At 69.5% G+C, this 13,324-nt stretch carries 12 protein-coding genes; 7 read left to right on the top strand and 5 right to left on the bottom strand.

The genetic code is table 11. The annotated features are described in order from the left end of the window. Window positions 1-145 precede the first annotated feature (145 nt). The gene (locus NPA30_RS02270) at window positions 146-619 is read left to right on the top strand and encodes a tRNA (cytidine(34)-2'-O)-methyltransferase (protein WP_256800706.1); all 474 of its coding nucleotides are present in this window, start codon (window positions 146-148) and stop codon (window positions 617-619) included. 16 nt (window positions 620-635) lie between these two features. On the opposite strand, the gene NPA30_RS02265 is transcribed toward NPA30_RS02270, so the two are convergent. Both NPA30_RS02265 and NPA30_RS02260 read right to left on the bottom strand, forming a co-directional pair. Next, entirely contained in the window at window positions 636-1,709 is a 1,074-nt protein-coding gene (locus tag NPA30_RS02265; RefSeq protein ID WP_256800705.1) for a catalase family protein, read from the bottom strand. 108 nt (window positions 1,710-1,817) lie between these two features. After that, window positions 1,818-2,072 (bottom strand): hypothetical protein, encoded by a 255-nt coding sequence (locus tag NPA30_RS02260; RefSeq protein ID WP_256800704.1) that lies wholly within the window; start codon window positions 2,070-2,072, stop codon window positions 1,818-1,820. Window positions 2,073-2,239: 167 nt separating this feature from the next. On the opposite strand from NPA30_RS02260, the gene hemF reads away from it, so the two are divergent. Next, window positions 2,240-3,142 (top strand): oxygen-dependent coproporphyrinogen oxidase, encoded by a 903-nt coding sequence (gene hemF / locus NPA30_RS02255; RefSeq protein WP_256800703.1) that lies wholly within the window; start codon window positions 2,240-2,242, stop codon window positions 3,140-3,142. A 185-nt stretch (window positions 3,143-3,327) separates the two neighbouring features. Beyond that, window positions 3,328-3,516 carry a DUF1059 domain-containing protein gene (locus NPA30_RS02250; RefSeq protein WP_256800702.1) on the top strand — a complete coding sequence of 63 codons (189 nt, stop codon included), beginning with the start codon at window positions 3,328-3,330 and terminating at the stop codon, window positions 3,514-3,516. Between the two features lie 115 nt (window positions 3,517-3,631). Here the strand turns inward: NPA30_RS02250 and NPA30_RS02245 are convergent, their stop codons facing one another. From NPA30_RS02245 to NPA30_RS02235, 3 genes are read right to left on the bottom strand one after another with little or no spacing between them, the layout of a single operon-like run. Further along, window positions 3,632-4,870 (bottom strand): CCA tRNA nucleotidyltransferase, encoded by a 1,239-nt coding sequence (locus NPA30_RS02245; RefSeq protein WP_256800701.1) that lies wholly within the window; start codon window positions 4,868-4,870, stop codon window positions 3,632-3,634. Next, window positions 4,867-5,496: a CoA pyrophosphatase gene (locus NPA30_RS02240; RefSeq protein WP_256800700.1), complete on the bottom strand. Its 630-nt coding sequence runs from the start codon at window positions 5,494-5,496 to the stop codon at window positions 4,867-4,869. The genes NPA30_RS02245 and NPA30_RS02240 overlap by 4 nt, the downstream gene beginning before the upstream one ends. 12 nt (window positions 5,497-5,508) lie before the next feature. Next, window positions 5,509-6,090, bottom strand: a complete 582-nt coding sequence (locus tag NPA30_RS02235) for a DUF1285 domain-containing protein (RefSeq protein ID WP_256800698.1) — start codon at window positions 6,088-6,090, stop codon at window positions 5,509-5,511. Window positions 6,091-6,284: 194 nt separating this feature from the next. Here NPA30_RS02235 and NPA30_RS02230 point away from each other — a divergent pair, with 194 nt between their 5' ends. The 4 genes from NPA30_RS02230 to NPA30_RS02215 are packed head-to-tail and all read left to right on the top strand — an operon-like array spanning window position 6,285 to window position 13,145. After that, window positions 6,285-7,295, top strand: a complete 1,011-nt coding sequence (locus tag NPA30_RS02230; protein ID WP_256800697.1) for an AAA family ATPase — start codon at window positions 6,285-6,287, stop codon at window positions 7,293-7,295. 11 nt (window positions 7,296-7,306) lie between these two features. Next, window positions 7,307-8,221, top strand: a complete 915-nt coding sequence (locus NPA30_RS02225; protein WP_256800696.1) for a DUF58 domain-containing protein — start codon at window positions 7,307-7,309, stop codon at window positions 8,219-8,221. Next, window positions 8,218-11,070, top strand: a complete 2,853-nt coding sequence (locus NPA30_RS02220) for a DUF4159 domain-containing protein (protein ID WP_256800695.1) — start codon at window positions 8,218-8,220, stop codon at window positions 11,068-11,070. Before NPA30_RS02225 ends, NPA30_RS02220 begins: the two co-directional genes overlap by 4 nt. After that, window positions 11,067-13,145 carry a hypothetical protein gene (locus NPA30_RS02215; RefSeq protein ID WP_256800694.1) on the top strand — a complete coding sequence of 693 codons (2,079 nt, stop codon included), beginning with the start codon at window positions 11,067-11,069 and terminating at the stop codon, window positions 13,143-13,145. The genes NPA30_RS02220 and NPA30_RS02215 overlap by 4 nt, the downstream gene beginning before the upstream one ends. Window positions 13,146-13,324: the final 179 nt, after the last annotated feature.

The raw sequence follows: 13,324 nt of genomic DNA, 5'->3' as shown, positions 1-13,324 counted from the left end.
TCGGACGAGGCACCACGCGAGCCCGCTCATTCCCAGTCGAGAGCCGCATATAGGGAGGGCGCCGACCGGAGTCAGGGGCCCGCCTGGCTTTGCCGCCAGCGCCCCCGGACTTGGATCCCGCCCGCCGGCATGCGATGGCGGTCACATGTCGCTCGCCATCGCCCTCTACCAGCCGGACATCGCCGGCAACACCGGCACGATCCTGCGCCTCGGCGCCTGCCTCGGCCTTGACGTCCACGTCATCGAACCAGCCGGCTTCGACATCTCCGACCGGGCGCTGAAGCGCGCCGGCATGGACTATCTCGAAACGGCACGCCTGGTACGGCACGTCAGCTGGACGGCCTTCCTCGCCTGGCGGGAGGCCGAGACGCGCCGCCTCGTCCTCTTCACCACGCAGGCGACGACCGGCTACACCGCGTTCGCCTATCGCGACGACGACGTGCTCCTGTTCGGCCGCGAGAGCGCCGGTGTGCCGGAGCACGTCCACGCGACAGCGGATGCGCGCGTGCGAATTGGCATGATCGAGGGCGCACGCTCGCTCAACCTCGCCGTCTCTGCCGGCATGGCGGCCGGCGAGGCGATCCGGCAGGTGAACGGACATCCCGCGACAAGCCGTTGAACGTCGAGCGCCGCAATCACGTCGGCTCGTGGATCGGGCAGCCGTTGAAGCGCTGCCGAAATCCCGCCGAATGCTGGTAGGGCGCGCGTCGGGCACGGTTGATGTTGCCGAGCGGCTGGTGCGCGGCAAGGCCGGTCCAGACCGAGAAGCGCATCGCCTCGTCCACCGCCTTAACGCGCTCGGCATCCCAGCTGTCCTGCGGCTCCACCGTGATCGTCGCGACCGTCGCAAACGGCGCCTCGTCCTCCGACCACTCCACCGTCGGATCCTCGACCGGCTGCTTGTCGAGGTCGCGGCAGAGCTGGACCCGGAACTCCCAGACGGCCGTCGCCTTCGCCATCTCGGCCTGCACCGTCTCCCGGATGGCGTCCGGCCGGCCGCTGGCGTCGATCACGTGGCCGCCGCGCGCGGTCAGATCGGGTGACGCCGGCCTGAGGCTGAACTTCGCGATGAAGTCGCCGTAGCGGAACGGTGTCACGCTGTAATAGGTCTCGCCGAGCGGATCGACGTTCGGCGCACCACCAAGGGCGTTCAAGGCCGGACTTTCGATGCCAACCGTCTTCAGCGCGGAGGAGACGCCGCGCAGCACCCCCGACATCACCGTCTTGGTGCCTTCGAGCCGGTCCGTGGTCTTCGCCAGCAGTTTCAGATTGCCGAGGAACTGCTCTGCGGTCTTGGCCTGGAACACGGTGCCGTTGACCATGACGAAGTCCTGGCTCGTGCCCTCGGCGCCCATCAGCCGCTCCCCCGGCACGCCCTCGACCTTCAGCGCCAGGCCGCGCGGCAACGAGATCGCATCCGGCAGGATATCGCCGGCATTGGTCGAAAGCCGCAGGTCCACCCGGTATTCGCCCGGCGCCGCGAACAGGCCCTGCGCCAGTTCGCTCGGCAGCCCCTCCTTCACCGTCATCACGCCCTGCAGGACGCCATGCGCCTTGGCATGCACCGCCCGCACCGCATGACCGTAGTCCTGCGCGGTCGTCTCGAGGATCGTGTCGAACGCCTCGTTCAACTGCTGGATCGTTACCGCCTCGTCGGGCCGATGCTGCTCGACGTCAGGGGAAAAGGGGATGGGAGGTGGCAGGGACATGGATCGGCTCCTGAGCGTTCAGGAGGCTAAGCACGCCGGTGGGCGCCGGTTCCACGTTCGCATGCGCACAACGCGTCGCGACACGGAAAGGCCGCTGGCGCGAGCCTCTCAGTCGGCGCTCGGCAGGCGGCGCATCGTGAACTCGACCGCGTCGCCCTCGATCACCCGCCAGCTCTCCACCGAGGTCCAGTACGCCGCCTTCGGATAGCGCTCGAACCACTCGCGCGCCTTCACACGCGCCGCCTCGCGCGGCAGCGTGAAGGTCTCGCGCACGAAGCTGTCGCGCCCGGCGAGGCGGCCCTCCCGGCCGTCCTTCAGCCGGCGGCGGAGCCCTTCGAGCGGTGGGGCGGGAAAGCGGGTCATCGGCAACCCCGGTCGAACTCCAACATGGCGGTCTTAGATAGCGTTCTGGCCTCGCATTTGCGAATCCGGGTTACGGTCATGGCCTGTCGTCATCGGCGGACGGCTGGTAAACCGTCGCAGGACGGCGCCCTTCAAAGCCCCTGCCGATACGAGTGAGAGAGTACCCCATGCAGCGTCCCGAGTTACCCGAAGGCCTTCCCGCGGATATCGGGACCAAGAAGGAGACGGCGCGGCTCTGGTTCGAGGCGCTGCGCGACCGCATCTGCAAGAGCTTCGAGGATCTCGAGGACGCCTATGGCGATCCTGACGCGTCCGCCGGTCGCTTCGTGCGCGAGACCTGGACGCGCGAGGCCGGTGGAGGCGGTGTGATGTCGATGATGCACGGCCGCGTGTTCGAGAAGGTCGGCGTCCACACCTCCACCGTGCACGGCGAGTTCTCTCCGGAGTTCCGCAAGCAGATCCCCGGCGCGGAGGAGGATCCGAGCTTCTGGGCCTCGGGCATCTCGCTGATCGCCCACACGCTGAACCCGCATGTTCCGGCCGTGCACATGAACACCCGCATGGTGGTGACCTCGCGCCAGTGGTTCGGCGGCGGTGCCGACCTGACGCCGATGCTCGAGCGCCGCCGCGGGGCCGACGACCAGGACACCCTCGCCTTCCACCGCGCGCTGAAGTTCGTGTGCGACCGCCACGCCGGCGTCGCCGACCACGACAAGTTCAAGGCTTGGTGCGACGAGTACTTCTACCTGCCGCATCGCGGCGAGGCACGCGGCGTCGGCGGCATCTTCTACGACTGGCTGCACTCGGCCGACGAGGCCGGCGGCTGGGAGACCGACTTCGCCTTCACCCAGGACGTCGGCAAGGCGTTCCTCGTGGTCTACCCGCACCTCGTGAAACAGAACGCCGCGACGCCGTGGACGGACGAGGACCGTGAGGAGCAGCTCGTGCGACGCGGCCGCTACGTCGAGTACAATCTCCTCTATGACCGCGGCACGCTGTTCGGGCTGAAGACCGGCGGCAACGTCGCCTCGATCCTCTCCTCGATGCCGCCGCTGGTTCGCTGGCCCTGAAGGCACTGAGGGACCGCCTGCGTCTGCGATTGCCCGAGGCGGTTCGCCTGAACCCGCTAAAGAACCGATGCTCGGCCGACGGTTGTTAACAGCTCACGAACGCGTTATCCGGGAATCGGAACATTGGACTTTCGTATGGGTTGAAGTAGGCTGCTCGTGAAGAACCCATTGGGAGGCAAAGGGTCATGTACGAACTCGATTGTGCGACGGTCATTCCCGGGTGCCAGCGTGTGATCCGGGCGGAGAGCCAGGCGGAGGTCATCCGCCGCGCGGTGGCGCAGGCTCGGCAGTTCGGCGTGGAGAGAATCACGCCGTCGATGATGGACTCGTTCAGGTCCAAGACCACCGAAACCACCAACGCGACTTCGCACTGATCATTGTCGGTGCGGCGCGAACGAGGCGGGCCCCAGCGGCCCGCTTTTTTGTTGGCCGAACGCGCCTTCGCATCGAACCTCCTCGTCTGCGCGCGTTTGCCGGCACACGCGTCTCTCAAAGCTTTTCGAGCAATCTCTCCTTCGAGAGGACGAAGCCGCTGTCGACCCACGCTCGCTCGAGCCTCGCGAGGGTGTTGCCAAGCTCGGGCCCCGGCTGTGCGCCCGCTGCGATGAGATCGCGCCCGGACAGCGGAAAGGCCGGTGGCTCGAACCGCTCGGCGACCGTCAGCTGGCGCCGCAGAGCCGCCACCGTTCCAAGCGCTTCCGCATCCGACGGGTCTTTCGCCGCCGCGGCAGCGAAGCCGAGCCGCAGCCGGTCGACGAGCCCCTGCGGCTCACCGAAGTAGAGGCGCGAACGCAGGCCGAGGTCGCTCTCGCCCAGACCCGGCATCTCCGCCGTCGCCCAGGCGAGCAGCCGCTCGCGCTCGCCGTTCGAGAGCTTCAGCCGGCGCGCCAACTCGTCCATGCGCGCCGCGTCCGGCGGCACGATCGCCATCAGCCGCAGCATCGGGTCCGCCGGCCAGCCGTGCAGCCCTTCGGCCGCGGTCAAGCCGTGGATCGCATCGATCCCCCAGCGCTCGCTCTCCGGCAGCACCGCCGTGAGCACACCGGTCTGACGCATCCAGAGGAGCGCCCGGGACGGGTCGGGCGCACCGAGGAGCTTGCGCAGCTCGGCCCAGACGCGCTCGACCGAAAGCTGCGCCAGTCCGTCCTTCAGGCGCGTCGCGGCCCGCAGTCCCGCCGCATCCGGCCGGCCTGTGCCGTACCAGGCGAAGAAGCGGAAGAAGCGCAGCACCCGCAGATAATCCTCGCGGATGCGCGTCTCGGCATCGCCGATGAAGCGGACCGCGCGCGCCTCGACGTCGGCAAGGCCTCCGACGAGGTCGATCACCGTCCCGTCCGCCTCGGCATAGAGCGCGTTGATGGTGAAGTCCCGCCGCTCGGCGTCCGCCTGCCAGTCCCGGCCGAAGACGACCCGGGCGTGCCGCCCGTCGGTCTCCACATCGCGGCGCAGCGTCGTCACCTCGAACGGCCGGCCTCTGGCGACGACGGTGACGGTGCCGTGCGCGATCCCGGTCGGCACCGGCTTCATTCCGGCCTGCGTGACCCGCTCGATCACCGTCTCCGGCACGGCGGTGGTCGCGACGTCGATGTCGCTCACCGCCCGGTCCATCAGGCCGTTGCGCACCGCGCCGCCGACGATGCGTGCCGTCTCGCCGTCGGCGTTCAGCACGGCCAGCAGGTGCTGCAGCTGCGGATCGGCGATCCAGTCGGCGGTGATGCGCACCGTCATCGGTAAAGCCTTTCGTAAAGCGTGCGAATGATGCCGGCGGTGATGCCCCAGATCATGCGTGTCTCGTAGGGCATCGTATAGAAGAAGCGCTCGCGTCCCTTGAAGATGCGGCTCTCGCACCGGTGGTTCGCCGGATTCATCAGGAAGCCCAGCGGCACCTCGAAGCTGTCGGCCACCTCGTCCGGGTTTGGAATGAGGGTGAAGCCCGGCGTGACGACCGCCAGGATCGGCGTGATGCGAAAGCCGGTCGTGGTGAGATAGCGCGGCAACCGACCGACCGTCTCGACATGCTCGGCAGGCAGCGCGATCTCTTCGAAGCTTTCGCGCAGGGCAGCCGCCTCCGGTGAAACGTCGTCGGGATCGATCGAGCCGCCGGGAAAGGCGATCTGGCCGGAATGCTTGCGCAAGGTCGCCGTGCGTGTGGTCAGAAGCACGCTCGCCCCCTCCGGCCGGTCGACGACGGGCACCAGCACCGCAGCCTCCCGGGCGCCGGCACGGTCGATGAGCGCGTCCATGTCGGGATTGAGGAGGTGATCGCCGATCTCGACCTCGAGGTCCGTGGCGCCCCGCAGCGCCACGCGGCGGCGGAAGTCGGCGGCGGTGAAGCCGCTGAGATCAAGGGTCATGACGCTTCTATGTCAGCCGATTGCTTCGGGAGGCAGGACGAAGCGCGCACCGCCAGAGCGGATCACCCAGTCCTCGCCGTCCGCCTCGATGCGGTCCGCGAGCTCGAAGGTCAAGCCGCGCGACAGCCGCGCCTCCAGCCGGCCGCGCACGGTGACGTACGGCTTGAGGCCTCCATTTGCGGGGTCCAGCACGAACCGCAGGGGGTGGTCTGCATCGGCCGCCACGACCTCGCCGAGGCTTGTAGCGAACGCGAGGGTGGCGTCATCGCCGCTGCCGCGCACCTGCATGTCGACCGCGACGAACGGCGCATCGACGACCTCGATCCGCAGCTTTTCGACGGGCGTGACGAGATAGGTTTCGCCATCCGCATCCTTGCGCAGGATCGAGGCGAAGAGCCGCACCAGCGGCGCGCGATAGATCGGACGTCCCTCGTGCAGCCACCGCCCGTCGGCCTCGATGCGGATGTCGATCGCACCGCAGGACGACGGGTTCCAGCGCTCCACCGGCCGGGCGGCGAGCGATCCACCGCCGAGCTGGGCCGCAAGCTGGTCGAGGCTCGATTTCGAGGCGCCCACAAGGGGTTGGGTCGTCATTGCGCAAGCCTCGCTCGAAGGATCGAAAGGCCGCTCGGTCTTATTTTGGCCGGCCTTCGCAGTCACGAAATAGTGGTTGCAGGCGCGCTTGCCAGCATCGACCACTTGTTGCTGACCTCGCAGATGCTAACCATGCCCGGATGCACGCTCGGCTCCCTCATCGGGTGAGCTACGTTTCTCGACGGAGAACAGTCATGACCCTGCTCGCGCCCCAGGATCCGCTTCTGGACGCCGATGCGATCATTGCCGAGGCGGAGAGCGCGCTCGCCGATATCGCAAAGGTGAAGCACTCCGTCGGCCGCGTCATCTTCGGTCAGGAAAGCGTGGTCGAACAGAGCCTTGTCGCAATCCTTTCAGGCGGACACGCGGTGCTCGTCGGGGTGCCGGGCCTTGCCAAGACCAAGCTCGTCGACACCCTCGGCACGGCCCTCGGCCTCGACGCGCGGCGCGTCCAGTTCACGCCCGACCTGATGCCGTCCGACATCGTCGGCACCGAGGTGATGGACACCGACGAGAATGGTCGGCGGTCCTTCCGATTCGTCCGCGGCCCGGTGTTCGCGCAGCTTCTGATGGCCGACGAAATCAATCGCGCCTCGCCGCGCACCCAGTCCGCCCTCCTGCAGTCGATGCAGGAGTACCACGTGACCGTCGCCGGCGAGCGTCACGACCTGCCGGCGCCGTTCCACGTGCTCGCCACGCAGAACCCGCTCGAGCAGGAGGGCACCTATCCGCTGCCCGAGGCGCAGCTCGATCGCTTCCTGATGCAGATCGACGTGTTCTATCCCGATCTCGAGGCCGAACGCCGCATCGTGATGGAGACGACGAGCGGCGGCGAGCAGCACGCCGAGGCGGTGGTGACCGCCGAGCGGCTGCGCGAGATCCAGCGGCTGGTGCGGCGCATGCCGGTGCCGGAGACGGTGGTGGAGACGATCCTGTCGCTGGTCCGCTCGGCGCGGCCCGGCAGCGGCCATGCGGAGGCCGACGCCCACATCTCGTGGGGCCCGGGCCCCCGGGCCTCGCAGGCGCTGATGACCTGCGTTCGCGCCCGCGCGCTCTACGAGGGCCGCCTCGCGCCGTCGGTCGACGACGTGATGGCGCTCGCCGAGCCGATCCTGCAGCACCGCATGGCGTTGAACTTCGCTGCACGGGCCGAAGGCAAGAGCGTGCGCGACGTCATCGCCGTTCTCAAACGAGACGCGGCGTAAGGGGCGGCCGCATGGCGCCGATCGGCTCGACGGTCGAACTCACCGCAAGCTCCGATGCGCTGGTGCGCGCGCGCCAGCGCGCGGCGCTGATGCCCGATCTCCTGATCGAGGCGCGGCGCGTCGTCACCACGGTGATCGCCGGATGGCATGGCCGGCGCCGCCGCGGCACGGGCGAGAACTTCTGGCAGTTCCGCCCCTTCGTCGACGGCGAGCAGGTCGCCCGCATCGACTGGCGGCGCTCGGCCCGCGACGACAGCATCTATCTGCGTGACCGGGAATGGGAGGCGGCGCAGACGGTCTGGCTCTGGGCCGACCCCTCGCCGTCGATGCTCTACCGCTCGTCCTATGCCCAGGTCTCGAAGGACTCGCGCGCCCTCGTCATCGTCCTCGCGCTGGCCGAGCTCCTGTCGCGCTCGGGCGAGCGCGTGGGGTATCCCGGCGTCATCGAGCCGGTCTCGGCGCGCAACGCCGCCGAGCGCATTGCCGCCGCCCTCCTCACCCGTCGCCCGGAGGTCAGCTTTCCGCCGGACGACCGGCTGAAGCGCTTCAGCGAGGTGGTGATCGTCAGCGATTTCCTCGATCCGGTGGAGGAGCTCGTGGAGAAGGTAGACCGCATCGGGCGGCGCGGCATCCGCGGTCACCTGATCCAGATCGCCGATCCCGCCGAGGAAAGCTTCCCCTACAGCGGCCGGACCGAGTTCCGCGATCCGGAGACCGGCGGCAAGCTGACGGCCGGCCGCGCGGAAGCGCTCGCCGACGAGTATCGCCGCCTCTACGCCGCGCGGCGGGAGTATCTCGGCGAGCACTGCCGGCGCCTCGGCTGGAGCTTCATCCTGCATCGGACCGACCACCTCGCCTCGGAAGTCCTCGTCGCCGCCCATGCCCGGCTCAGCGGCGCGCCACAGTTGGCGAGGACACGCGCATGATCGGCGGCCTCGCACTCTCTTTCGGCACCCCGCTGGTGCTTCTCGGCCTGTTGTCGCTGCCGGCGATCTGGTGGCTCCTCCGCCTGACGCCGCCGCGGCCGCAGACCGAAGCCTTCCCGCCGCTGCGCATCCTGCAGCGCGTGATCAAGCCCGAGGAGACCCCGTCGAAGAGCCCCTGGTGGCTGACGCTGCTGCGCCTGCTCCTCGCGGCGCTGGTCATCCTTGCGCTCGCTGCGCCCGTCCTGAATCCGCGTCAGACCCTTCTGTCGGGCGACGGGCCGCTCGGGATCCTCGTCGACAATGGCTGGGCCAGCGGTCGCGACTGGGACACCCGCCGCGCCACCGCCGAAACACTGATCCGCGAGGCCGGCGATGCCGGCCGCCCTGTCGCGCTCGCCTTCACGGCCGAGGGTGCCGGCGACGACGCGACGCCGGTGGAGGCGAACACGGCACTCGAGCACCTCGCAGCCGCCCGGCCCCGTCCCGTCCCGCCGGACCGCGACGCCGCCGTGGCGCGCCTCTCGACGGCTCTTTCGGGCACGACACCCAGCCTCGCGCTCCTCACCGACGGTCTCGACGACGGCGACGGCGCGGCGTTCGACCGCCTGTCGGCCCTGCGGCCCCAGCAGGCCCTTCTCTACCGCCCCGGTGTCGACCGCGTCGTCGGCCTCACCGGCGCCGACAATTCCACCGAGTCGCTGGCGGTGCGCGCCGTGCGGCCAGAAGGCGTCGCCGGCCCCGACTCCTATGAGCTGCGCGCGCTCGACCCGCAGAGCCGGGAGATCGGGCGCGCCGCGCTGGAGTTCGCTGCGGGATCGTCGACCGCCGAGGCGGCGTTTCCCATCCCGGTCGAGTTGCGCAACGACATCGCGCGGCTGGAGGTCGAGGGCGGCGAGAGCGCCGCGGCGGTGCGTCTCGTCGACGACAGCTTCCGCCGACGCCGCGTCGGCCTGATCTCCGGCGAGGCGGCCGACCTCGCCCAGCCGCTGCTGTCGCCGCTCTATTACATCACGCGTGCGCTGCAACCCTTTGCCGATCTGGTGCGGGCCGAGAACCGGGATCTCGCGACGGCGATCCCGAACCTCATCAAGCAGAAGCCGTCGGTGATCGTGATGGCCGACATCGGCGTGGTGCCGCCTGCGGCCGAACAGGCGCTGCAGGCCTTCGTCGAGCAAGGGGGCTTCCTCGTGCGCTTTGCCGGCCCGCGCCTAGCCGCGACCACCGGCGAGGACCGGCTTGTTCCGGTGCGCCTGCGCAGCGGCGAGCGCCAGCTCGGCGGCGCGATGTCCTGGTCGACCCCGCAGGCGGTCGCCCCGATCGCGGCGACCAGCCCGTTCGCCGGCATCGCCATGCCGGACGACATCACCGTCTCGCGGCAGATCCTCGCCGAGCCGTCCTCGGATCTTCCGGAGAAGACCTGGGCGAGCCTCGCCGACGGCACGCCGCTCGTCACCGCCGGGCGCCTCGGCGCCGGCACGATCGTCCTGTTCCACGTTACCGCCGAGGCGACCTGGTCGAACCTGCCGATCTCCGGCGCCTTCGTCGACATGCTGCGGCGCATCGTGTCGCTGTCGCGGGCCGCAGTCGGAAGCGCGGTGGAAAGCGGCGCCACGGCAGCCAACGTCGAGAGCCTGCCGCCCTACCGCGTGCTCGATGGTCTCGGTCGGCTGACCGTACCAGGTCCCGAGGTTCAGCCGCTGGCCGTGGCCGCCGGCCGGACGCCGCCGATCGCGCTCGCCAATCCCCCGGGGCTCTACGGCACCGAAGACGGCTACGCCGCCCTCAACCTTCTCGACGCGAAGACGGTGCTGCGCCCGCTGCCGGCGCTGGATCTCGGGGCACCCGTCACGGCACTCGGCTATGGGCGGAGCGACATCCTCGATCTTTCGCCCTGGCTGTTCGCAGCTGCGCTCCTGCTCTTTGCCCTCGACGCGCTCGCGATGCTCTGGCTGAACGGCGGCCTGCGCCAGCTCCGCCGGCGGCTGCGACCGGCGGCGACCGCGCTTCCCGCCCTGCTCCTGGCGCTCGCCTTGCCGCTACTCATGGCAATGCCTGCCCGCGCGCAGGCACCGACACCGCCGCAGGATCCCGTCGATCTCCAGCGCGCGATCGAGGCGACGGACACCACCCGCCTCGCCTATGTCGAGACCGGCGACGCGGCGACGGACGAGAATTCGCGGCGTGGCCTCGACGGGCTCTCGCAGTTCCTGGCGCTGAAGACGGCGCTCGAGCCGGGCGAGCCGCTCGGCGTCGACATCGCCCATGACGAACTCGCCTACTTCCCGCTGCTCTACTGGCCGGTCGACGCAGCCGACCCGATGCCGAGCGACGACGCGATCAGCCGGGTCGACGCCTACATGAAGGAAGGCGGCACGGTCCTGTTCGACGTCCATGACGGCGATCCGCTGTCGGGCCTCGGCACCGGGTCGGTGTCTCCCGGTCAGCGCCGGCTGCGCGACATCCTCGCCGATCTCGACATACCGCCGCTGGAGCCGGTGCCGCCGGACCACGTCCTCACCAAGGCCTTCTACATCATGAAGGACTTCCCCGGCCGCCACACCGGCTCCGACCTGTGGGTCGAGGCCCTCCCGCGCGAGGGCCAGTCGGCCGACCGGCCGGCCCGGGCCGGCGATGGCGTCTCCTCGATCCTGATCACCTCGAACGACTTCGCCGGGGCCTGGGCGGTCGATGCCGGCGGAATGTTCGTCTATCCCACCGACAGCTCCGATCCGGCGCAGCGCGAGCATGCGTACCGGGCCGGGGTGAACATCGTGATGTACGTCCTCACCGGCAACTACAAGGCCGACCAGGTGCACGTCCCGGCCCTCCTGGAGAGGCTCGGCCAATGAGCTGGTCGCTCGACGTCGCCCCCTTCTTCTCCTGGCCGGTGCTGGCGCTCGTCGCGGCGCCCGCGGTCATCCTCGCCGCGCTCCTGCTGCTTTCCGGCACCCGCGGCGCTGCGCTGCGCGTGGTGGCGATCGCCGCCCTCCTCCTGGCACTGATCAATCCGGTGGTGCTGCGCGAGGAGCGCGACCCCTTGAAGAGCGTCGTCGCCCTCGTCGTCGACGGCAGCCAGAGCCAGTCGATCGGCGAGCGCAAGGCGCAGGCCGCCGCGGCCGAGGCGCAGCTGAAGGAGAGCCTCGCCCGCTTCCCGCAGTTCGAGGTCCGCACGGTCGAGACCACGCCGACAGTCAGTCCCGACAGCGATGCCACGACCGCTCTGTTCGGCGCCTTGTCCACCGCGCTGAAGGACGTCTCGCCGGCCCGCGTCGGCGGGGCGATCTTCGTCACCGACGGTGAGGTCCACGACATTCCCGCCGATGCTCAGAGCCTCGGCTTCGACGCGCCGGTGCATGCGCTCGTCACCGGCCGACCCGACGAGTTCGACCGGCGCATCGAGATCACCAGCGCCCCGCGCTTCGGGCTCGTCGACCAGGACCAGCAGCTGAGCTACCGCGTTCTGGAGGACGGAAAGGGCACCGGCGCGCCGGTCGACGTGCGCGTCTTCCTGAACGGCGACCTCGTCACCCGGCAGCGGGCCGAGATCGGCGGCACCGGCACGGTGACCTTCCAGCTGCCGCGCGCCGGCAAGAACATCCTCGAGCTGTCGGTCGCGCAGGACCCGAAGGAAATCACTGTCGTCAACAACCGGGCGATCGCGGTGGTCGACGGCATCCGCGAGAACCTGCGCGTGCTCCTCGTCTCCGGCGAGCCGCACGCCGGCGAGCGCACCTGGCGCAACCTCCTGAAATCCGATGCGGCCGTGGACCTCGTCCACTTCACCATCCTGCGACCGCCGGAAAAGCAGGACGGCACGCCGATCGACGAGCTGTCGCTCATCGCCTTCCCGACGCGCGAGCTGTTCGTCGAGAAGATCGACGATTTCGACCTCATCATCTTCGACCGCTATCAGCGGCGTGGCGTGCTGCCGACGCTCTACTTCGACTACATGGCGCAATACGTCGAGAAGGGCGGCGCCATCCTCATCGCCTCCGGACCGGAATACGCCGGCAACGATTCGGTCGCGACGACGCCGCTCGCTTCGATTCTGCCGGCGATGCCGACCGGCCAGGTCGAAGAGACGCCATTCCGCCCGGAAATCTCCGAACTCGGCCGCAAGCACCCGGTGACACGCGACCTGCCGGGATCGGAAACCGAGCCGCCGCAATGGAGCCAGTGGTTCCGCTCGATCGATGTCGGCACGCCGCGCGGCGAGACGGTGATGACCGGCCCGGACGGCAAGCCGCTCCTGGTGCTCAACCGCGCCGGTGAAGGCCGCGTGGCGCTGCTCCTCTCCGACCAGGGCTGGCTCTGGTCGCGCGGCTTCGAGGGCGGCGGCCCGCACGTCGCGCTGTTCCGGCGCCTGGCGCACTGGCTGATGAAGGAGCCGGAGCTCGAGGAAGAGGCGCTGGATGCCGAGGCTCGCGGCTCCGACCTCGTGATCACCCGCCAGACCGTCGGCGACGACCCGGGACCGGCGACGGTGATCACACCCTCCGGCTCGGCGGTGCAGCTGCCGTTGAAGCAGACGGTGCCCGGCCGGTGGGAAGGCGTTCTGAAGACCGAGGAGCTCGGCCTGTTCCAGGCCGCGAACGGTGATCTGAGGGCGCTGGCCAATGTGGGGCCGGTCAACCCGCGCGAGTTCCGTGAGGCCGTCTCGACCACCGAGAAGCTGCGGCCCGTCGCCGAGGCCTCGCGCGGCTCGGTGCGCCGTCTCGCCGGAGCGGAGGGCGACATCACCGTGCCCCGGATCGTGCCGGTCAACGGGCGCGCGGACGCGGATGGACGCGACTGGATCGGCCTGAAGACCACTGACGAAACGGTGCTGCGCGGCGTCGACCGCACCCCGCTCTTTGCCGGCTTCCTGGGCTTGGCGCTTCTGCTTCTGGCCCTGTCGGCGACCTGGTGGCGCGAAGGTCGCTGACCCGTCCTCGACTGTGCTCCGGATCGATCTGCTGAAGCAGAGAGCGCTGAGTGCGTCGCCGAGCCGCGTCTCCGCTACGGCAGAATCGCAGCAGGGCTTTCGAGTCGAAGAGATCAGAGCGTGATGATATGGTCGCGTTATTGGTTTGGCAACGAATAGTCGCCCAAGGATGAAGATGT

The organism is Mangrovibrevibacter kandeliae (assembly GCF_024519155.1).
GTDB classification, from domain to species: domain Bacteria; phylum Pseudomonadota; class Alphaproteobacteria; order Rhizobiales; family Rhizobiaceae; genus Mangrovibrevibacter; species Mangrovibrevibacter kandeliae.
The sequence above is the reverse complement of the archived record's forward strand: the minus strand, read 5'-3'. Positions and strand labels throughout refer to the sequence as shown.